13 protein-coding genes are annotated in these 21,569 nt (G+C 41.4%); 6 read left to right on the plus strand and 7 right to left on the minus strand.

The window, feature by feature from the left end:
- The first annotated feature begins 1 nt into the window (after position 1).
- The 5 genes from tmk to paeA all read left to right on the plus strand — a co-directional run bounded on the left by tmk (position 2) and on the right by paeA (position 4,343).
- Positions 2 to 634, plus strand: a complete 633-nt coding sequence (gene tmk / locus ACO5E4_RS05745; RefSeq protein ID WP_454905213.1) for a dTMP kinase — start codon at positions 2 to 4, stop codon at positions 632 to 634.
- Entirely contained in the window at positions 631 to 1,614 is a 984-nt protein-coding gene (locus ACO5E4_RS05750; protein ID WP_311352032.1) for a DNA polymerase III subunit delta', read from the plus strand. Before tmk ends, ACO5E4_RS05750 begins: the two co-directional genes overlap by 4 nt.
- Before the next feature lie 3 nt (positions 1,615 to 1,617).
- Positions 1,618 to 2,400 carry a TatD family hydrolase gene (locus tag ACO5E4_RS05755; protein ID WP_485862374.1) on the plus strand — a complete coding sequence of 261 codons (783 nt, stop codon included), beginning with the start codon at positions 1,618 to 1,620 and terminating at the stop codon, positions 2,398 to 2,400.
- Between the two features lie 31 nt (positions 2,401 to 2,431).
- Positions 2,432 to 2,956, plus strand: coding sequence for a DUF1523 family protein (locus ACO5E4_RS05760; RefSeq protein WP_314955015.1), 525 nt, complete (start codon positions 2,432 to 2,434; stop codon positions 2,954 to 2,956).
- Positions 2,957 to 3,047: 91 nt separating this feature from the next.
- Positions 3,048 to 4,343, plus strand: a complete 1,296-nt coding sequence (gene paeA / locus ACO5E4_RS05765) for a polyamine export protein PaeA (RefSeq protein WP_485862375.1) — start codon at positions 3,048 to 3,050, stop codon at positions 4,341 to 4,343.
- 145 nt (positions 4,344 to 4,488) lie between these two features.
- Here paeA and folA read toward each other — a convergent pair whose 3' ends face one another.
- From folA to ACO5E4_RS05780, 3 genes are read right to left on the minus strand one after another with little or no spacing between them, the layout of a single operon-like run.
- Positions 4,489 to 4,971, minus strand: coding sequence for a type 3 dihydrofolate reductase (gene folA / locus ACO5E4_RS05770; RefSeq protein WP_485862376.1), 483 nt, complete (start codon positions 4,969 to 4,971; stop codon positions 4,489 to 4,491).
- A 39-nt stretch (positions 4,972 to 5,010) separates the two neighbouring features.
- A complete protein-coding gene (locus tag ACO5E4_RS05775) occupies positions 5,011 to 5,475 on the minus strand; it encodes a threonine/serine exporter family protein (protein WP_314955006.1) in 465 nt (154 codons plus the stop codon).
- Between the two features lies 1 nt (position 5,476).
- Positions 5,477 to 6,262, minus strand: coding sequence for a threonine/serine exporter family protein (locus ACO5E4_RS05780; protein WP_485862498.1), 786 nt, complete (start codon positions 6,260 to 6,262; stop codon positions 5,477 to 5,479).
- A 164-nt stretch (positions 6,263 to 6,426) separates the two neighbouring features.
- Here ACO5E4_RS05780 and proB point away from each other — a divergent pair, with 164 nt between their 5' ends.
- A complete protein-coding gene (proB, locus tag ACO5E4_RS05785) occupies positions 6,427 to 7,533 on the plus strand; it encodes a glutamate 5-kinase (protein ID WP_485862377.1) in 1,107 nt (368 codons plus the stop codon).
- 231 nt (positions 7,534 to 7,764) lie between these two features.
- Here the strand turns inward: proB and ACO5E4_RS05790 are convergent, their stop codons facing one another.
- The 4 genes from ACO5E4_RS05790 to ACO5E4_RS05805 form a co-directional block, all read right to left on the minus strand.
- Entirely contained in the window at positions 7,765 to 19,164 is an 11,400-nt protein-coding gene (locus tag ACO5E4_RS05790; protein ID WP_485862378.1) for an autotransporter outer membrane beta-barrel domain-containing protein, read from the minus strand.
- A 188-nt stretch (positions 19,165 to 19,352) separates the two neighbouring features.
- On the minus strand, positions 19,353 to 19,934 hold the full coding sequence (gene mog / locus ACO5E4_RS05795) for a molybdopterin adenylyltransferase (protein ID WP_485862379.1): 582 nt from the start codon (positions 19,932 to 19,934) through the stop codon (positions 19,353 to 19,355).
- A 68-nt stretch (positions 19,935 to 20,002) separates the two neighbouring features.
- On the minus strand, positions 20,003 to 20,932 hold the full coding sequence (locus ACO5E4_RS05800) for a phosphatidate cytidylyltransferase (protein ID WP_485862380.1): 930 nt from the start codon (positions 20,930 to 20,932) through the stop codon (positions 20,003 to 20,005).
- Positions 20,932 to 21,564, minus strand: a complete 633-nt coding sequence (locus ACO5E4_RS05805; RefSeq protein ID WP_485862381.1) for a lysophospholipid acyltransferase family protein — start codon at positions 21,562 to 21,564, stop codon at positions 20,932 to 20,934. The genes ACO5E4_RS05800 and ACO5E4_RS05805 overlap by 1 nt, the downstream gene beginning before the upstream one ends.
- Positions 21,565 to 21,569 lie beyond the last annotated feature (5 nt).

The raw sequence follows: 21,569 nt of genomic DNA on the forward strand, positions 1-21,569 counted from the left end.
TATGACAGGCAAATTTATCGTTATTGAAGGCTTAGAAGGCGCAGGCAAAAGTACTGCCCATCAATGTGTCGTGGATACCTTAAAGGAATTAGGCATTAATGATGTCGTCTTCACCCGTGAACCCGGTGGCACACCGTTAGCAGAAAAATTACGTCACCTCATTAAACATGAAACAGAGGAACCGGTCACAGACAAAGCCGAATTATTGATGTTATATGCCGCCCGAATTCAATTAGTGGACAATGTCATTAAGCCCGCCCTCGCCCAAGGAAAATGGGTGGTGGGTGATCGCCATGATATGTCGTCACAAGCCTACCAAGGCGGTGGCCGCCAGTTGGGAGAGGCTTTTTTAACGCATTTAAAACAAACCGTTTTGGGCGATTTTGAACCGGATTTGACCCTGTATTTAGACATTGATCCAGCAGTCGGTTTAGCCCGCGCCCGTGGACGTGGTGAGCTGGATCGTATCGAACAACAACATCTGGATTTTTTCCACCGCACCCGTGCCCGTTATTTAGAACTGGTAAAAGACAATCCGAAAGCCGTGATGATCAATGCGGAACAATCCATTGAGCAAGTACAGGCAGACATTAAAAGTGCGGTCAAAAATTGGTGGATTTCGCTGTCAAAATGATCCCGTTACTTCCTTGGTTGGTACCGACCTATCACAAACTTACGCTGGCTTTTGATGAGGCTTTAGGGCATCACGCTCTGCTGATTCGTGCCGATGACGGCCTCGGCGCCGAACAACTTTGTTCTGCGTTAGCAAAACGTTTAATGTGCTTAACACCCAACGGGGCGGAAGCTTGTGGCGAATGCCATGCTTGCCATTTAATGCAAGCTAACAGCCACCCGGATTTCCAGCCTATCGCGCCTATTGAGAACAAGGACATCGGCGTGGATCAAATTCGCGCCATGAACGAACAAGCGACGCAACATGCGCAGCAAAACGGCAATAAAGTCATTTATATCGAACAGGCACATCGTTTGACGGAAGCCGCTGCCAACGCCATTTTAAAAACGTTGGAAGAGCCGCGTCCAAATACCTATTTCATTTTGCAGTGCGATATGCAAAAGGCGTTGTTGCCAACCATTTACAGTCGCTGCCAAGTGTGGAATCTCTTACCACCGGACACAGACACGGCATTACAGTGGTTGCAATCACAAACATCCGCCGAAACATCTGATATATTGACCGCACTTCGGGTGAATTATGGTCGACCACTGCTCGCACTTGCCATGTTAGAGCAAAATTTACTGGTGCAACGACGGGAATTTTTACGCCAATTTTGGCTATTCTATCGTCGTTGTTCGCCTTTGGAATTACTGCCGTTTTTTACTAAAGAACTTGTCTTGCAGCAGCTGGATTGGTTATCGGCTTTTTTAAGCGACAGTTTGAAAAACAAACTGAATATTCGCGAAGATTGGGTTTGCCAAGACATTGAACAGGGTGTCATTCAATTTAGCCAAGGACTTTCTGCCCCGGCATTATTAAAAGCAACACAAATTGTTAGCAAAGTGCGGTCGGATTTATCAGCGAATTCGGCGTTGAATTTAGAATTGATTTTACTCGACGGGCTAACCCGTTTAATTACTGAAGTATTTGAAGGATAAAATATGTTTATTGTGGATTCCCATTGCCATTTGGATGCCTTAGATTACGAAACATTACATCAAAATATTGCTGATGTCGTGGCAAAGGCAAAAGCACGCGATGTGAAACATTTATTGGCGATTGGCGTGACCTTGAGCCGTTTTGAAAAAGTGTATCCGGAATTAGCCAAATTCGATAACGTCTCTTTAGCCTGTGGCGTGCACCCGCTGGATTTTGAAGAAGAACCTTATGATGCCGCGCGTTTGTTACGCTTGGCGCAAGATCCTAAAGTCATCGCCATCGGCGAAATTGGCTTAGATTATTATTACAGTGCAGAAAACAAAGCCGCCCAACAAGCCGTGTTTGCCAGCCAAATTGACGTGGCCAACCAGCTCAATAAACCGGTCATCATTCACACACGCCAGGCGCGCGAAGACACGATTCGCCTGTTGCGCGACAATCAGGCAGAAAAGTGCGGTGGCGTTTTGCATTGTTTTACCGAAAACTATGAGATGGCAAAACAAGCCTTAGACTTGGGTTTTTACATTTCCATTTCAGGGATTATCACCTTTAAAAATGCGGAAGACCTTCGGGAGGTGGTGCGCAAGCTGCCGCTGGATCGTCTGTTGGTGGAAACCGATTCGCCTTACTTGGCACCGGTGCCTTATCGCGGTAAGCAAAATCAACCGGCATACACTCGTGAAGTGTGTGAATATGTGGCAGCATTGAAAGGCGTTTCGGTCGAGGAAATGGCGCAAATCACCACACAAAACTTCGAGCGTTTATTTAAAATTCAGGTACAATAATTAACCAATCTCATTTCAATAGGACAAAAAGATGAGAAAATTTTTAAAATATTTTTTTATTTCCGTCATTTTTATTTTTCATTTATGCCTTGCTGCAGCGATAAATTATTCGATGCCGAGCTATGATGTTACCAAAGTGACCGGCGTTGAGGTGAAACGGGTGGATAAAGACGGGCCAATTACAAAAGCCAATCCGGCAGACGGCCCGACCCGCGATGTGTATTTTATCAATACGCAACATGAAAACGGCAAAGTGATGGTATATCGCAACGAAGATACCCGTTGGGGTTTTCCGTTCTATTTCAAATTCGGCTCAGCAAATTTACAGGCATTGGCGCAAGCCTTGGGCAATGAAGAAAAAATCGTGGAAATCAAATATTACGGCTGGCGTTTAACGATGTTTGATGAGTTTCCAAATGCGTTATCCGTAAAAGAAATAACGGAAACCAATACCCCAAGCCACCCGATTCTTAGCTATATTCTTTACGTACTTTTATTCTTTACCTTCTTCTTTGCCGTGCAGTTTATTCGCGGCTGGTTTGATAGCGAAAATTAGGTTTCTTTTTTCATTTCTTTTGTGCGGTTAAAAACGCAGTCAAAACTAACCGCACTTTATCTCTCGTTTATATCAAGTTATAGAGAACCTTATGAGTTTATTCAGTGCAATTTTAATTTTAATCTTACTGATTATTGTCAGTGCCATCGTGTCCTCTGCCGAAATTTCATTGGCAGGCGCGCGTCGTATTAAATTACAAAACATGGCTAACGAAGGGAATACTAAAGCGGCCATGGTGCTCAAATTACAAGAGCAGCCGGGACGTTTTATTACGGTGGTACAAATCGGCTTAAACATGGTTGCCGTCTTGGGCGGGGTCATCGGTGAAGCAACTATCAGCGTGCATTTACAAGCGTTTCTGCAACAATATACCGATGCGCCTTGGGTTGACAGTGCCGCGTCTTGGCTTGCCTTTCTCATCGTCACCGCTTCGTTCATTTTATTAGCAGATTTAATGCCAAAACGTCTTGCATTAATCAATCCGGAAGCCGTGGCACTACGCACGGTGCGCATTATGCAACTGTGCATTATCCTATTAAAACCAATTGTGTGGATTTTTGATTCGTTGGCGAATGTGATGTTCCGCCTATTCAGAATTTCCACCATACGTGTTGAAAGCATGACACCAGAAGATATTGTCGCTGTGGTAGATGCGGGCGCAGAAGCCGGTGTGTTAAAAGCACAGGAGCATTATTTAATCGAAAATATCTTCGATATGCAGCAACGCAAGGTCACCTCAACCATGACCACGCGTGAAAATATCATTTTTTTAGACCGCACTTTCACACGCCAACAAGTGCTGGACACGTTAACGCAAAACTCCCATTCCAAATTATTGATTTGTGAGCAGGGCTTGGATCATATTTTAGGATATGTGGAATCACACAGTTTGTTGACCTTGTTTTTAAAAGAAGAACAGGTGCAATTAACCGACAACCGCTTATTGCGCAAGTTGTTGTACGTGCCGGACACGTTGTCTTTATATGAAGTGTTGGAGCTGTTTAAATCCACCGGTGAAGATTTCGCCGTCATCGTCAACGAATACGCGTTAGTCGTAGGAATTGTGACCTTAAACGATGTGATGAGCATTGTGATGGGCGAATTAGTTTCCAGTGAAGAAGAACAAATTATTCGCCGTGATGAAGATTCTTGGCTGATTGATGGCGCCACACCATTGGAAGATGTGAAACGCGCCTTGGATATCGAAAGTTTCCCGCACGATGAAAATTATGAGACCATCGCCGGCTTTATGATGTATATGTTGCGCAAAATCCCGAAGAAAACCGATTTTGTGTTATACGACCGCTATAAATTTGAAATCATTGACACCGAGAATTTTAAAATCGATCAGTTGATGGTGTCCTTTAGAAAAGACTTGGCAGAATAAGGATTCTTTTCACTGGGGTGGGCGAGCGTTCCGTTTTTCTCCTGCTCGCCGCCCCATTCCAAGTATTCTTCCTCTCCCCTACGCCAGACCGAGGAGGAAGAATATCAAAACGCACAGAAAACCCACCGCACTTTTACGCAAAAAATCACTTTCTTACTAAAATCAAAAAACGGCAATCGTAGGGATTTTGTTCATCGGCCGGACGGTATTGTTCAAATTCAATCGACCAGTCATGCCAATCGATTGGTGGAAAGAAAGTATCGCCTTCCAATTCCGTTTGAATTTCAGTGAGGTAAAGATGACTCACCTGCGGTAAGTACTGCTTAAAAAGCTGTCCGCCACCAATCAACATAATTTCCTCAGAATCACGGACAAAATCCACCGCACTTTCTAGACTCTCTTTCCATACAACACCTTCATGCATGAAGGGTTGGCGTGAAAGCACAATATTCGTGCGTTTAGGCAACGGACGACCAATGCTTTCAAAAGTTTTACGCCCCATGATCACCGGCTTGCCGGTGGTATTTTGACGAAACCAAGCCAGGTCTGCGGGCAAATGCCATGGCATTTGGTTATCTTTACCGATAACATGATTTTTCGTCATGGCGACAATTAGGCTTAAATTCATGTATTTTCCTAACTTATTTAATGGGTTAACTTGCAGTTACTATACCACAGGTTTTCCGCGATAGAACAACAGACCAGGCAACGCCAACCCGAAAACCAATGCACCGAGAATAAAGGTGGTGTTAATAAAGGAATTGATCATTTGCGAAAACAGTTCGTCAGAAAAACCGTAATGGTGAATCTGTACAATAGCGATCATGGCTTTGTAAGCATGCACGCCGGGAATCATTGGAATAATTGCAGCCACGGTAAAGACTTTCGGATGTGCCAAATAACGATGGGAAAGGTGAACCCCGATAAAACCAATCAGCGCAGCACCAACCAGCGTGGAAAAAATAATGGGCATATTCCAATGGAGCAACAAGGTTCGGGTTACATGCCCTAATGCGCCAAGCATCGCGCAATATTTCAACGCTTTGGGCGGCACATTGAACAACAAGGCGAACCCCACAGCAGGAATCGCCGCAAAGAACATATCGTCGAGTAACCAAAATAACCAATCCATCTTAATTCCCCCAGGTCGTGATATTCAGCACGCTGAGCGCAAAGACAATGCCCAAACACGCCCCAAAGGTGAGAATGGTCGCTACCGCCCAACGACTAATTCCCATGTTAACGTAGCCTTTTAAAATATCCGCCAGGGAATTGATTAACGGAAATCCCGGCACCAACAATAAAGCGCTAGACGCCAAGGCAATTTGCGGATCATTGCCGATTTGATATTTCAAACTCATGCCTGCAATCAATGACGCCACAAAGGCAGTAATGCAAAAAACAATTATGGGATTGTAATGCCGTTTAGACAATTCCTGTCGCACATACATCGCCACAGAGGAAGCCAAGAAGGTGATAAGGCTAATAAGTGCATCACCACCGGATAAATGTGCAAAGGAGGCACAAGATAAACCCACCATCAATACGACAAAATAACGGTTATATTTTAACGGTTTGAGGCCTTCTAGTTTTTGCTTCACCAGATGTAAATCATATATGTGATGTTCCGCAGAAATAATAATTCGTTGAACATCTGTGACCATTTGCATATTAATGCCTCTGTCGGCACTTTTACGGGTCGTCGTAATGCAATGTCCGTTGGTGAGCGTAGTAAGAATCACTGCGTTGGCGGTTAATGCGCATTCCACGCTGGTAACTCCAAGCGCCACACCAAGCCGTTGCGTCATTTGCACAACTACCGCACTTTCCACGCCATGTTGTAATAACAACAATGCCGTTTCTACGCATACACGGGTCACTTCCCGTTGGTATTCCTGAGTAATCTGTTGAACTTTCATCATACTTTTACCTAAATTAACTGTGCCGCCCATTATAAAACTTTCTAAAAGGAACAACAGTATTTCATCTTGCCCCATCAAAGTGCGGTGGATTTTCCCGATAAATTTAATGCTTTTTGCCATGCTTAATGCTAACTTAAACGCATTTTTGACAAGGAGTCAGTATGCAACAGAATAACAAAACCATTGTGGTAAAATTCGGCACCAGCACTTTAACCCAAGGCACACCAAAATTAAATTTAGCGTACATGATGGAAATCGTCCGTCAGTTGGCACAATTACATCGCGCAGGCTTTCGCTTGGTGATTGTCACTTCAGGCGCCATTGCCGCCGGTCGGCATTATTTAAATCACCCGCAATTACCGCCTACTGTGGCATCCAAGCAATTATTGGCGGCAGTGGGTCAAAGCCAGCTGATTCAAACCTGGGAAAAACTCTTTGCCATTTATGATATTCATATCGGGCAAATGTTGTTAACCCGCGCGGATATTGAAGATCGCGAACGCTTTCTCAATGCACGCGATACATTGCATGCACTATTAGATAATCACATCATCCCCGTTATCAATGAAAATGATGCTGTCGCCACAGCAGAAATTAAAGTGGGTGATAACGACAATTTATCCGCCTTAGTGGCGATTTTAGTCCAAGCGGAACAGCTTTATTTATTGACCGATCAACAAGGCTTGTTTGACAGCGATCCGCGTAAAAATCCACAGGCGAAATTGATTCCGGTCGTGGAGAAAATCACCGATCATATTCGTTCTATCGCGGGCGGTAGCGGCACAAATTTAGGCACCGGTGGTATGTCCACCAAAATTACCGCGGCAGATGTTGCCACGCGTTCAGGCATCGAAACTATTATTGCGCCGGGTAATCAACCTAACGTAATCATCGATTTAGCATACGATCAAGCCATCGGCACCAAATTCACGGTACAAGCGGATCGCTTAGAAAGCCGTAAGCAATGGCTCTTCGCTGCCCCTTCTGCAGGCGTGCTCACGATTGATGATGGCGCGCAAAGTGCGGTGTTAATTCAGCACAAATCCTTGCTGCCGGCAGGTATCGTTGATGTCAGTGGACGTTTCTCTCGTGGTGAAGTTGTGCGCATTCGTAACTCGCAAGGCAAAGACATTGCTCTCGGTATGTCGCGTTATAACAGCGATGCACTGGAATTAATCAAAGGCAAACAGTCTCATGATATTGAACAATTGCTTGGCTATGAATATGGTACCGTCGCCATTCATCGAGATGATATGATTGTGCTGTAAGAAAAAACAGCCTGAAAATCACTATAGTAGTTTTTATCTTAAATAGTGATACATAAAAAAGGGAATAAGGGCTTATCGCCCTCATTCCCTTTTTTTTTATAATCTTCTTACCATAAACTTACGATATCAATATCCTAATCCCCATAAAAAAATCTGCACCTTAATCCGTTAATTTTCATCAACTTCTAAGATGCAGATTTATTTCTATAGCTTTAAGCTTAATGAATGAGATTAGAAGCTATACTTCATACCTGCTTGAATACTGGTTTTCTGGAAGTCTTGCTGACCAAATTGATAAGCTCCACTTAACCAGACATCCACATTTTTAGACGCTTTATGCTCGAAGCCAACTTTGACCTCTCCGAGATTTTTCACACCACCTTGTTCTACTTTAGTTGAACCAACAGTTACCTGATATGGTTTTCTGTTGTTTAACCAGTTAAATTCAATAAATGGTTGCCATACTTTCTCTGCATTTGGCATTTTATTGTTCATAAAGGCTTTAACACCCACACGAGTTCTAAGGTTTTCACCACGACCAGCGACAGATACCTTACCATCTTGAGTATCAAAGGCATCAACGTTTGTATAAGTGAATTGAACTTTCGGTTGAATGAAGTAGTTATATGCATCTTTACCTTCAAACTTGCTTGTATAACCAGCTTCAACGGATGCAGTAACACCAGTTAAATCATAATGATTAGTTGATTTAGAACCTGTTACTGTTCCTTTGAACTCATTCCATAATACCCAACCATCTAAATGCAACCCAGTTTGGTCTTTATTATTAGCATACATTGTGGCATATACACCCAAATTAAAGCCAGTGAGCTTACCATTCGCTGAGTAGCCGGTTACCGCATTGTTTGTGGTTGAATTTGCTCGTCCATAACCGCCCATCACACCAACTAAGTACATATTCTCATTTTTGTCTGACCATCTTCCGATGTCTGAACCTAATTGAATTGTACGATTGTGTAGTTTGTTAGTTAAGTGACCGCGATCATCTTCAAAACGCACATCATCATAACGAACCTTCGCCCAAACTGATGGCCATTTACCTTTCTCAAGTTTGTTACCCGTAAAGCTTGGCTCACCTAAACGATCATGCAATCTCAAATCAAACATGGTATTTGCCGCGACCAAGTTAGATAAGTAAGAACCAACTTCTGGTTTTAGGCCGCCTTTGCTGCTTAAATACCAGTCACTTTCTTTCTTCAGTAAACGATAGTCAAAAGCACCCGCCGATAAACGATCGTTTAAGGCAAACTCAGCATCAGACTTACCGGTTACTTCTACAATTTTGATACCATCCTTAGTCTCTTCACCAGTACCGGCAATATCATTTACTTTGATAATGCTCTTACCTGTAGTGTTACCATTTACAATCAGTTTATTAAATGGAGAATCATCACCACCAAGGTTACCATTAAATACAAGACTACTTGTATCCTGCCCATTGTAACCGCCAACAGTAACTGTTGAACTATCTACAACAGTAGAACCAGGCAAGTTACCAACATGGAAAGTCCCGTTATTATCCACTTTGCCTTCCAAGGTAACGTTATTAAGACCAATTAATGTGGCATTCTCTTTCACATTGACAAGAGTGCTCTTCACGGTATCACCTGTACCATTGAAGATTAAACTACCTTCATTTAGATTAGTTTTACCATAGTACTGAGCCTGTTTATCGTTCATTGTTAAGGTGCCTGTTCCATTTTTGTTCACAGCACCTGAAGTATCATCAGCATCACTGGTGATAACACGATTCGTTAACTCTCCATCTGTTGCAAGCGTTACATCTAATACACCATCGTTATTAACTTTAACAGCGCCTTTACCAAGACTATCAAGTTTATTGACTTTCACTTGGGCCTGCTTGTTATCGTCGTTACCAATAGTAATATCCGCTGACAAATCTGTATTAGAACTATTTACCGTCAAGGTGTTATCCTTAACTCTAATGTTACCTTCACCAGTTAAAGCACCATCTACAACTGAGTCAGTCTCACCCGCAAGCGTTAAGTCACCACCGTTCACTTTTGCTGTAGAGCCAGCCGTCGTATTTAACGCGCCAACAGTTTGAGTCTTACCATTTAAGTCAAAGGTTGTACCACCAGCAAGATTTAGCTCTTTTGTATTGCCTAAAGCTTTATTTGAACCTGCTATTAATGTCGCACTGTCTTTAACCATAGTTTTGCCACGATAATCGTTCTCTGAATTATTGAGAGTTACTTCACCAGAGCCAGCAATTTGTAAATCACCCTCTGTTTTGCTGCCATCATCATTCACAAAGCCAGTTAATTTAGCGGTTAACTCTTTTGCTTTATCAGTTTTTGCAGAAGATGAATCCAGTTTTAATGCGTTCTCCTCAGTACCTTTTAATTGAACTTCTTTTAACGTATGTTCAATGTTTAAACCCGAAGTATCTGTGGTTAATTTTGCATCATAGACTGCTCTAGCTACTTTTTCAGCATTTTGAATTAAGTCTACATTCATTGTCTCTTTTGCAGGATTTCCATCTGCATCAAGCATAGTAATGTTTGTGATCTTACCTTCAGAATCCTTAGTAACACCTTCAATATTTGTTGCTTTAATTAAGCGAGCTTTCATAGAGCCATTGTCATCTTGTTCTAATAATGGAACACCACCGACTAAACCAGACTCATCTTGTACAACGTTTACTTTGACCTTACTGTTACTTTCTATCTTCAGAGTATCCGCAACAATATTATTATCTGCAGGTTTTGGTTCTTCCGCAGAGCCAAGATTCACTTCACCAAAGTCGACTAAGCCACCATCTAAGGTTAAAGCGCCAATAGTTTGTGATACTTCTGAACTAGTCGCTTTCTTCTTAGCATCGCCTACAGTTGCAGTACTATTTTTTGCTAATTTCAGTGTAGCATGTGTCAATGCATCTGTATTATCGCCTGCTAAATTGAGTTTCGCATTAGTAAGCTCAACTTCACCCTCAAAGGTACCTCCAGTGTTTGTACCCGCTTTAAAGCCAACTTCAGTTTGTCCTGCGTTAGTCTTATCTCCGTTGAAATGATACTTACCTGTACCCGTCAATTTATTCGCAATCTCAACCGCACTTTCCGCTGCAGCAAGTGCTACATTGACTTCAGATTTCGCTTTAATGTCAACATCGCCTGTACCTAAGCTGTCAACCTTATTCGCTTCAACTTTAGCTTCTACAGTGTCATCTTTACCCACTGTTACCTTGGCCGTCAGACCAGTGTTACTACCATTTACCGTTAACTTATTAGCTGCAACAGTGATTTCACCTGCACCTTTTAAAGCGCCATTCACGACTGAGTCAGCTACACCTGCAAGCGTTAAATTACCACCGTTCACTTTTGCTGTAGAACCAGCCGCCGTATTTAACGCGCCAACAGTTTGAGTTTTACCATTTAAGTCAAAGGTTGTACCACCAGCAAGATTCAGCTCTTTTGTATTACCTAAAGCATTATCTGAACCTGCTTTTAATGTCGCACTCTCTTTAACTAAGGTTTTACCGTGGTAATCATTACCCTCATTATTCAAGGTTACTTCGCCTGAACCAACAATTTGTAAATCACCCTCAGTCTTAGTATTGTCTCCATTGTCAAAGTCAGTTACTTGAACTTTTAACTCAGCATCAGCACCTGATTTACCTGTTGCATCTAATTTCAATGCATCATCGCCCTGACCTTTTAACTCAACTTTATTTAGACCTAAACTTAAATCCAAGCCTTTTTTATCTGTACTTACGGATAAATCTGTACCGTAAGAGGCACGAGCAACATCCTTACCATCTTGTTTAACCATTAATTTGGTCGGATTTGGCAAGTCATTACCATCTTTATCTACTAAAGATACGTTGCCTGCGTCACCAGTAATATCATTAGCTGACTGAACTAAACGAGACTTCATCGCATCGTTATCTTGTTCCATCAAGGATAAATTATTACCTGAACCATCTTGTGGGAAACCAATGTCAACCTGTACTTTACCGCTATCTAAACTTAGGTTCTCGGTATTAATATGATGACTTGCAAGCGATGGTGATGCTTGTGAAGCATTTACCGTACCGAAGTTGAAAGTACCACCATTAAAGCTGACAGAATTTACATTTTGAGCCCCCTGACCTACATTAACCAATGCATTCTCAGAGGCCTTTAACTTAGCATTTGTCAATGCATCTGTATTATCGCCTGCTAAATTGAGTTTCGCATTAGTAAGCTCAACTTCACCCTCAAAGGTACCTCCAGTGTTTGTACCCGCTTTAAAGCCAACTTCAGTTTGTCCTGCGTTAGTCTTATCTCCGTTGAAATGATACTTACCTGTACCCGTCAATTTATTCGCAATCTCAACCGCACTTTCCGCTGCAGCAAGTGCTACATTGACTTCAGATTTCGCTTTAATGTCAACATCGCCTGTACCTAAGCTGTCAACCTTATTCGCTTCAACTTTAGCTTCTACAGTGTCATCTTTACCCACTGTTACCTTGGCCGTCAGACCAGTGTTACTACCATTTACCGTTAACTTATTAGCTGCAACAGTGATTTCACCTGCACCTTTTAAAGCGCCATTCACGACTGAGTCAGCTACACCTGCAAGCGTTAAATTACCACCGTTCACTTTTGCTGTAGAACCAGCCGCCGTATTTAACGCGCCAACAGTTTGAGTTTTACCATTTAAGTCAAAGGTTGTACCACCAGCAAGATTCAGCTCTTTTGTATTACCTAAAGCATTATCTGAACCTGCTTTTAATGTCGCACTCTCTTTAACTAAGGTTTTACCGTGGTAATCATTACCCTCATTATTCAAGGTTACTTCGCCTGAACCAACAATTTGTAAATCACCCTCAGTCTTAGTATTGTCTCCATTGTCAAAGTCAGTTACTTGAACTTTTAACTCAGCATCAGCACCTGATTTACCTGTTGCATCTAATTTCAATGCATCATCGCCCTGACCTTTTAACTCAACTTTATTTAGACCTAAACTTAAATCCAAGCCTTTTTTATCTGTACTTACGGATAAATCTGTACCGTAAGAGGCACGAGCAACATCCTTACCATCTTGTTTAACCATTAATTTGGTCGGATTTGGCAAGTCATTACCATCTTTATCTACTAAAGATACGTTGCCTGCGTCACCAGTAATATCATTAGCTGACTGAACTAAACGAGACTTCATCGCATCGTTATCTTGTTCCATCAAGGATAAGCCGCCGACTAATCCATTGCTTGGCGCAATATCTACCTGAACTTTACCTGAACCTAAATTTAGATCTGTAACAGAAATGTTATTCGCTGCTAATTCTGTGGTCTCACCTTGTTTTAAGCCCACATTTTTGAAGTTAGCTGTACCGCCATTAAGGTCAAGCGCTTTAATTTGTTGAGTTCCCTCACCAACATTAAGCAAACCCTTGTCTGAGAGTTTTAGTTTGGCCTTTGTTAATGCATCTGTATTATCGCCAGCTAAATTGAGTTTCGCATTAGTAAGCTCAACTTCACCCTCAAAGGTACCTCCAGTGTTTGTACCCGCTTTAAAGCCAACTTCAGTTTGTCCTGCGTTAGTCTTATCTCCGTTGAAATGATACTTACCTGTACCCGTCAATTTATTCGCAATCTCAACCGCACTTTCCGCTGCAGCAAGTGCTACATTGACTTCAGATTTCGCTTTAATGTCAACATCGCCTGTACCTAAGCTGTCAACCTTATTCGCTTCAACTTTAGCTTCTACAGTGTCATCTTTACCCACTGTTACCTTGGCCGTCAGACCAGTGTTACTACCATTTACCGTTAACTTATTAGCTGCAACAGTGATTTCACCTGCACCTTTTAAAGCGCCATTCACGACTGAGTCAGCTACACCTGCAAGCGTTAAATTACCACCGTTCACTTTTGCTGTAGAACCAGCCGCCGTATTTAACGCGCCAACAGTTTGAGTTTTACCATTTAAGTCAAAGGTTGTACCACCAGCAAGATTCAGCTCTTTTGTATTACCTAAAGCATTATCTGAACCTGCTTTTAATGTCGCACTCTCTTTAACTAAGGTTTTACCGTGGTAATCATTACCCTCATTATTCAAGGTTACTTCGCCTGAACCAACAATTTGTAAATCACCCTCAGTCTTAGTATTGTCTCCATTGTCAAAGTCAGTTACTTTAGCTTTTAACTCAGCGGCTAAACCTGTTTTATTTGTACCATCTAGTTTTAGACCTTTTTCCTCTTTTTCTTTAAGCTCAACGGTATCAATGCCATAACGCAAATACAAGCCATTGCCTAAATCGCCTTGAGTAGTTAATTTGCTTTCATAAGACACTCGAGCAACCTGGTTATTACCATCTTGATTGATGTCAGTTTTAATTGAAGCTGGAATTACATTACCATTTTTATCTACTAAACCAAGATCATCTACATTACCAGTTACCGCATTTTCTGAAGAAGCTAATTGAGACATCATTCCGGCGTCATCTTGTTCCATTAGCGGTTTGCCATTCGCCATTGTCTCTGGAGATTCTAGATCAACACGAACCTTTCCTGCTCCTAAGTGCAGATCTGTTGTTTTAACATGGTTTGCAGATTTGGAGGCTGGGTCAGTCAAGCTAACCTTGCCGAAATCCACTAAACCACCGTTGAAGTTCAATTTACGGATCGCTTGATCACCAGATTGAACTTTGACTTCACTGTTACCAGACGCTTTCAATTCTGCCTTGGTTAATGCATCAGTATTCGCATTACCTAAAGTTAAATTCGCATTTTTGATTTCAACCGTACCCTCAAATGCCCCACCGGAATTGCGATTTCCTGTAAAGTTTAAGTCATTGCGGGTAGCGTTATTATCTTTGTCTCCGTTAAATAAGAACGTACCTTTCCCTGTGAGTTTAGCATCCACATTTGCTGCGCTATTTTTGTTGTACACAACTTTGCTACCGGTATCCTCGATATTATATTCCGTTGTACCGGTTAACAGATTCTGATTAAGAGTAAGTGTGGAACTGTCAGCAACACCCACTTTCTCAATATTAGTGATTGTATCAGCCTTATTGATGGTGAAATCAGATTGCTGCGCAAATCGAACGGTATCATTTCCCTTTCCACCATCAAGTTTGGCAAACTGTCTAGTTTGGGAGTCATCATCAGCGCCGGTTACTTTATTTACGTTGAACGTATCATTACCATCCCCCGTTTTGAATAATTCACCTTTTGAGCCATCAGCAAGTGTTACTGTATTGCCCGTACCATCTGGATTTTTACCTAACAATTCCACTGTATTGTTAATCTCACCATTATTAGTGAAATTCAATGCACTTCTATCAGCACCTTGTTTTAGAGCAAACTTGGTCTCATCTTTTTCTGCAGTAAAAGTATCATTGTTAAATGTACCGGAAAGTAATTTTCCTTCATTAGTAAAGTTCTTCACATTGCTATTTAGTGAAACAATTGGTTTTGAACTTGCAGATTGTAATCGACCACTTTGTTTCACATTTTCAGAGGTTCCATCAACAATCAATGCAGAATTCCCATTAGCATCCATTACATTCACACTAGCACTAGTTACAACGTCTTTAGTACTATGAACGTCAATACCTTTCCCTGCTGCACCACGAACGTTAATAACAACATTTTCAAAGCCTGTATTTTGAATAGCAACGTCTGTATCTCCCTCGGAAGCACCGGTATCTTTGTTAATCTTTTCAAACTTAATACCCGTACCTGAACCTGTTACATTAATAACACCATTCGTTTTTTCAGGAGAAGAGAAGCCTACGCCAGAATGAATACCAACACCATCCTCTACCTTAATAGTTGCATTATTAATAAACTGGATATTATCTAAAGCAGAACGGTTTTCAATACCATTACCCGCCCCAGCAACTTCAATATTTGAACTATCAATAACGACTTTGCTTGCGCCATCCACTAATACACCGTGCGCACCACCTTCAGCTTTTGTTAAGCCCGCACCAGTTAATTTTAGATTTGATTGATCCTTTAAGTGGTATGCAGATCCAGGAGTTGCTGTATTTCCAGTACCTAGCGCCCATACAATAGGTGTATTTGCTTGTGTACTGTTGATCTCTACTTCAGAAGCATTTCCGCTAACTTCAATTGCATTACCTTTTACTTTAATAAAAGAATTTTCATTATTAACGAGCTTACCGCCATCAACAACCTTCACACCAACGTTATTGTTAGAATTTCCAGTAAAATCAATATTACCTGAATGAGACAACACACCGTTATTTTTTACTAAGTAACCGGTGCTATTTGTCGCTTTAAAAGAGCTCGCATTCAAAATAGCCGCACTCTCTAAAATAGATTTTGCTGTGGAATGTACTCCGTTAAGACTGTTAGGTGCTTCTTTTCCATTCAAATCGTAGTACTTACCATCGATCTCTGCCAATGTAGCACCGTCACCCTCTACACTAAATTTTGTTGAATCTGTAATTTTTGCGTTTGCACCACCTTGTACAGCAACACCTTTTGCATTTTCCCCACTTACTTTTAGTTCAATATTAGAGAGATCTGCTTGAGTTTGCCAAGATTCTTTATCGTGTTTAGCAGTCGCACCACTAGTAACAAGCATTAACGTGGAATTTTTACTATTGTTAGAATCAAATGAAGATGGTTTATGTGTTCCCCCTAGCGTATTAGAAGTAAATTGAGAACCACGTTCAATGCGCATTAATACGGAATTCTCACCCTTCACTTGAATATCTTTTGTACTGTTATATTCAATAGCTGGTTTTGAGTTAGGCGTTGACGTAATGCCCGATATCAAAAATCCAATTTGATCTTTCTTGTCACTACTAAAAGTCACTCCGGCTTGATCATTAACAATGATTCGGCCTTGGTCACGCACATGCACACCAATCCCTCGATTTGAGTTGATGTTAACCACAGCGCTATCTTTCATCGTAATTTGAGAGCCTTCATTCTCCGATTGCAAACCGATGTTTACTAGAGCCGCATCTCCAACATCCTTAGAATCTAGATTCACGGTACCACTAAAGGTAACTTGTCCTTTGTCTTGCGCCAAAACTGCTCTACTACCACTATCTTTTAATGTGATTGTCCCTGCAATATCTGCCGTTGAACCTTCATCCACTAGGACAGCAGTATTATTATTTCCTACCTCAGGGTCTAACTTAACTTGATTACTACCTTCAGCCGGATCAGTTGTAACAGGGGTAAGTTCTTCTTTATTTAATACAATTTCTGCCGCTGAAGTGGCAACATAATGACCACCTTTTTCTACATTTACCACTGTTGCACGAGTTTGATTTCCGGCTAAATAAATTTTGCTATTGCCGTCAGTAATGAAGGTGGAAGGCTTATCATTGCCATCTTTACCGTTTACATTAATTGCTTTGTAGTCATCAGCTTTCTCAGAAACTACAATTTCTTTTGGATCAGTCTGAGTTGCTCCATCTTTTTGCTTATAACCAATATAGATATGTCCCGTATTGGTTGCCTTAGAGCCACTTTCTAGTTTGATAATATCTTTCTGACCTTCACTTACGAGGTCTGCCGCATTTGTCCCTGTAGCTCCATTTACTGCATTGATAGAACCGCTAACCACCCCTTCATTAGTAAAACTTGCAGTATCGCCATTAGCAACAACCACGCCTTTAATCGTAGCACCTGCATCATTTTTAATCGTTGAACCATTTTTTACTGTTACAAAACCTGCTACTGTTGAGCCTGCTTTATTAGTAACCTTGGCATTTTCACCCGCAGCAATTGAACCGGAAACAGCACCATCATTAGTCACTTCACTACCATCACCTACATCAATATTTCCAGCCGTAGCACCGCTCTTATTATCAACTTTGACCTTCTTACCGGTAATATTCGACATTTTACCTTCATTGGTAATAGAACCATTAGCCATATAAGTATGACCGGTAATTTCACCTTTATTATTTAGGGTATTTGTTTTACCTGCATCGCTCTCAGCAACAACAATTGCACCATCAACCTTCCCGGTGTTAGCCACGTTGACGTTGGCATTTTTCACTTTTATTGTTGCTGTACTATTTTCTGTGGCACTTGTTGCTTGATTACCTTCAATCGTTCCATTGATGTTATAAGTGTTTTCTGCGTTTTTACCAGAGTTCTCAAAATCACCTTTGATCACAAAACCTGCACTATATCCACCATCAACAGAGTTTTTAATTGTTTTCCCCTGGGCGATATTAACGGTTGAACCACTCCCTGTGACACCAATAAAGTAGTTATCGCCAACCCCTTTAGTACCAATATCTTTATTAACATCAGCATCAGTCACACGATTTTTAAATTGTTCGGTGACTCCTGCTTTAGCTGCCAACTCATCTACTTCTGCGCGTTGTACATTGTACGTAATTGTATATGTACCTTTCAGTTCAACCTCATATGCTTTAGCAATTTCTGCATCATAAAGCTCTTGCATTTTTTTTCTGGTTGGGTAGTCCAAACGAAGTTGCTGATCGCCTCTAATTTTATTTTTCAATGCACGATTAAAAGCATTAAACGAGTTTCTATCAGTTACATTAAAATCACCAGCAATAGTTTGAATCTTACCTTTATAGGTGACGCCGTAAAGCGTGGTTGAAGACGCTGATGTATAAGTAGGTTTCTCTTCAAATGGTAGAGACACTGAGGAACCACTATTACCAGTATAATAATTAGTGTCTGCGTTGTAGTTTAAATTTGCTCCGTCATTAACAGCAATCACACCGCCGCCCTTAGTAATTGCAGTTAAATTACCATTTTTTGGATCACCATTATTAACTACATCAACCGTTGTACCAGCACCATTAACATCTACAACTTTCATGTTTTCATACTGTTTATCATCGGACATTTTTTCAAAGAAAGTGAATTCCAAGCTTCCCCCTTGGATCTCTTGGCTGTTATCAATTTCTTTTAATTCTTTTATAACATCAAGTTGAATTGGTGAATTTGTAATAGGATCTCTGTAAGTCCAATATTTTTCTTTTTCTGTTACAACGCCCGCTGTCCGATTTACAAGTAAGCCGTTCGGATCATCGACCTTAAATTTACTATCACTGATCGCAGCCGATGCTGTTTTAGCATTATCTAATACAGAAGTTGCTGAATTTAAATCCGTTTGTGCCGTATCTTTGGCCGATTTAGCATTTTGCATCGCGTTACGAGCATCTTCTTTTTCTTGCTGGGTAGCCGATGCATTCGCATTGACTTGTTCATAGTGAGATTTAGCTTGATTATAGGTCGCTTCAGCTTGACTAAATAAAGCCTGCTTACTATCTACTTCTTTTTGAGCATCAGCAACTGCTTGATATTTCGTATTATAGAGTTCAGTAATGGAACTATTAGATTTCAATGTATGAATCTTAACTTCCTCACCTTTCTGGGCTGATGCAAATCCCTTATCTTGACCTAAATCTAAAGTACCTGAACTGGCAATAGTAACTTTACCAACTTGATTGTCATTTGCTGCTGGTGTATATCCTTGAGGGACTCCCGTAGCATTAGCATTAGTCATTGCCGAAAGTAATAATGCAACTCCTGCTACTGCACTACCTTTCTTTGCTCCTTTAGCTAATTCAGATGCAACAGTATATAGTCCTGTAGAGCGATTTTTGACGATTTTAAAAATTTTGTTCATTGGGTGTACCTCAATAAAAATAGATTCACTGACGCTTGCCAGTGTAGTTAATAGGGTAAAACTGAGTGTTTTTTTACAACTAAATCAATTTATTATACCAATAAATATATAAATAGTGTTTTTATTCTCTTTCATTATTATAAGATCATAAATCTTATAAAAAAATTAACCTCTCCATTCTTCAACATTTAACTCCGACGTGCAGATTTTGGGCGGAAACTGGCAATAATTTCCGGTTTGGTATCAATATATAATCCGTTGATGAGCTGCAAGCAATACGGCACGGCACTAAAAATCCCTTTCACCAACACATTGCCGTTTTCATCTTTCACACCTTCTAGCGTTTCTTTAATAGCCTTTGGCTGCCCCGGTAAATTTAAAATTAAACTTTCTTTACGGATCACACCCACTTGACGAGAAAGAATGGCTGTCGGCACAAAATGCAAACTGACTTGACGCATTTGCTCACCGAATCCCGGCATTTCACGATCCGCGACAGCAAGTGTTGCATCCGGCGTAACATCCCGTTTTGCCGGCCCTGTGCCGCCGGTGGTGAGCACCAAATGACAATATTCTTCATCCACTAAGTTGCACAGCGTGCGCTCAATTTCCGGTTGCTCATCCGGAATCAGGCGTTCGACTACCTCAAAAGGATCCACTAACGCCTGTTCCAACCAATTTTTTAATTCCGGAATGCCTTGATCCGGATACACGCCTTGCGATGCCCGATCAGAAACAGACACCAACCCAATCTTTAAAAGTGCGGTCATTTTTTCTCTCATTTTTAAGGTTTGTTAAATAATAAATCCGGCTAGAAGCCGCTCTCACAAAAGTCCTACTAAGCCCAATAATATCTCACCACATGGAAGAAAATCGGCGCAGCAAAGCAAAGGGAATCCATACGATCCAACATACCGCCATGGCCACTAATCATATTCCCCCAGTCTTTTACGCCCATGCTGCGTTTCATCGCGGACATCACTAAGCCGCCTAAAAAGCCCATGAGGCAGATTAATAAGCTCATTAACACCGCTTGTACCGGGTTAAACGGCGTAAGCCAATAAAGCAAGCCTCCCAGCACACTGGCGCTGACGACACCGCCTACAAAACCTTCTACGGTTTTGGATGGCGAGAGTTTTGGCGCAATTTTGTGTTTGCCGAACAACTTGCCCCATACATATTGCAACACATCACTGGATTGCACCACTAAAATCAAGAAAATCATCAATAGCAGTTTTTTCTCTTCAAAACCTTCAATGTCTAATGTCAGGATTGCCGGGATATGGGAAATGCAGAAGACGCTGATCATCAATGCCCATTGCACTTTAGTGGAACGATCTAAGAAATGCGCCGTATCGCCCAACAAGGCGGAAAGGATTGGCAAAAACAGGAAGCCATACACCGGAATAAAGATGGTGAACATACTGAACCAGTCAATTGCCACTAAAAAGTATTGAAGAGGCAGAATAATGTAAAAACAAGCGGCAAGTGCGAGATGATCGCCACGACGAATATAAAGCAACGATAAAAATTCACGCAATGCCATGAAAGAAATGACAAAAAATAACCCGATTACGCCATAAAAACCCAATGCCGCGGCGGCAAAGATGATCAGAATCATGACCCACCAGGCATTAATTCGTGCGTTAAGATTATCAATTACCGCATGAGGGGTGGAGAAGCCGACTTTGAATTTCAATCCATAACCGATGGATGACGCAATAATTAAGGTGATGATTAACCCGCCAAACAGTTGCCATATTTCCATTATGCTTTTCCTTTTTCGGTTAAATTTAAACTTAATAATGCCTGTTCGGCACGGATTAAGAAATCGGCCTTATTTTCCTCTTCACGGTAGAAGAGCGGCTCTCCCATATATAAATCACACAACAACGGAATCGGCACTACAAAGCCCTTTGGCAACACATTATGCATGTTGCTAATCCATACCGGTACAAGTTCTAATTGTGGGTTCTGCTTTGCGACGTAATACAAACCGCTTTTGAAAGGTTGTAGCGCCACATCGTCATCCATTTTACGGGTGCCTTCAGGAAAAATAATCAGAGAATGATGTTGCAAGGCATCGCTAATTTGTTCGGTAATGGCTTGTGGATTATCGCCGCCCCGCTCAATCAACAACATATTGAATACTTTGTATGCCAAGAAACGGCGAATCGGCCCTTTCGTCCAATAATCCGCACCGGCAACCGGGCGGGTGTTTTTGCGCACTTGATACGGCAAAGAGACCCACAACAAAATAAAATCACCGTGGCTGTTATGGTTGGCAAAATACAAACGATGTTTATCCGCGGATTGCTGTTTCACATTTTTTTGCGGGCGCACACCGGTGATAAAGGAGGTGAAGCGACACAAGAGAAAATCGATCAATTTGGCTAACATAATGA

Source organism: Aggregatibacter sp., assembly GCF_057314075.1.

Excerpts from the sequence above, each read along its gene's own strand:
- ACO5E4_RS05750 (WP_311352032.1), top strand. The coding sequence starts at position 631 with ATGATCCCGTTACTTCCTTGGTTGGTACCGACCTATCACAAACTTACG.
- ACO5E4_RS05760 (WP_314955015.1), top strand. The coding sequence starts at position 2,432 with ATGAGAAAATTTTTAAAATATTTTTTTATTTCCGTCATTTTTATTTTT.
- paeA (WP_485862375.1), top strand. The coding sequence starts at position 3,048 with ATGAGTTTATTCAGTGCAATTTTAATTTTAATCTTACTGATTATTGTC.
- folA (WP_485862376.1), bottom strand. The coding sequence starts at position 4,971 with ATGAATTTAAGCCTAATTGTCGCCATGACGAAAAATCATGTTATCGGT.
- ACO5E4_RS05775 (WP_314955006.1), bottom strand. The coding sequence starts at position 5,475 with ATGGATTGGTTATTTTGGTTACTCGACGATATGTTCTTTGCGGCGATT.
- ACO5E4_RS05780 (WP_485862498.1), bottom strand. The coding sequence starts at position 6,262 with ATGAAAGTTCAACAGATTACTCAGGAATACCAACGGGAAGTGACCCGT.
- ACO5E4_RS05805 (WP_485862381.1), bottom strand. The coding sequence starts at position 21,564 with ATGTTAGCCAAATTGATCGATTTTCTCTTGTGTCGCTTCACCTCCTTT.
- tmk (WP_454905213.1), top strand. The coding sequence starts at position 2 with ATGACAGGCAAATTTATCGTTATTGAAGGCTTAGAAGGCGCAGGCAAA.
- ACO5E4_RS05755 (WP_485862374.1), top strand. The coding sequence starts at position 1,618 with ATGTTTATTGTGGATTCCCATTGCCATTTGGATGCCTTAGATTACGAA.
- mog (WP_485862379.1), bottom strand. The coding sequence starts at position 19,934 with ATGACCGCACTTTTAAAGATTGGGTTGGTGTCTGTTTCTGATCGGGCA.
- ACO5E4_RS05800 (WP_485862380.1), bottom strand. The coding sequence starts at position 20,932 with ATGGAAATATGGCAACTGTTTGGCGGGTTAATCATCACCTTAATTATT.
- proB (WP_485862377.1), top strand. The coding sequence starts at position 6,427 with ATGCAACAGAATAACAAAACCATTGTGGTAAAATTCGGCACCAGCACT.
- ACO5E4_RS05790 (WP_485862378.1), bottom strand. The coding sequence starts at position 19,164 with ATGAACAAAATTTTTAAAATCGTCAAAAATCGCTCTACAGGACTATAT.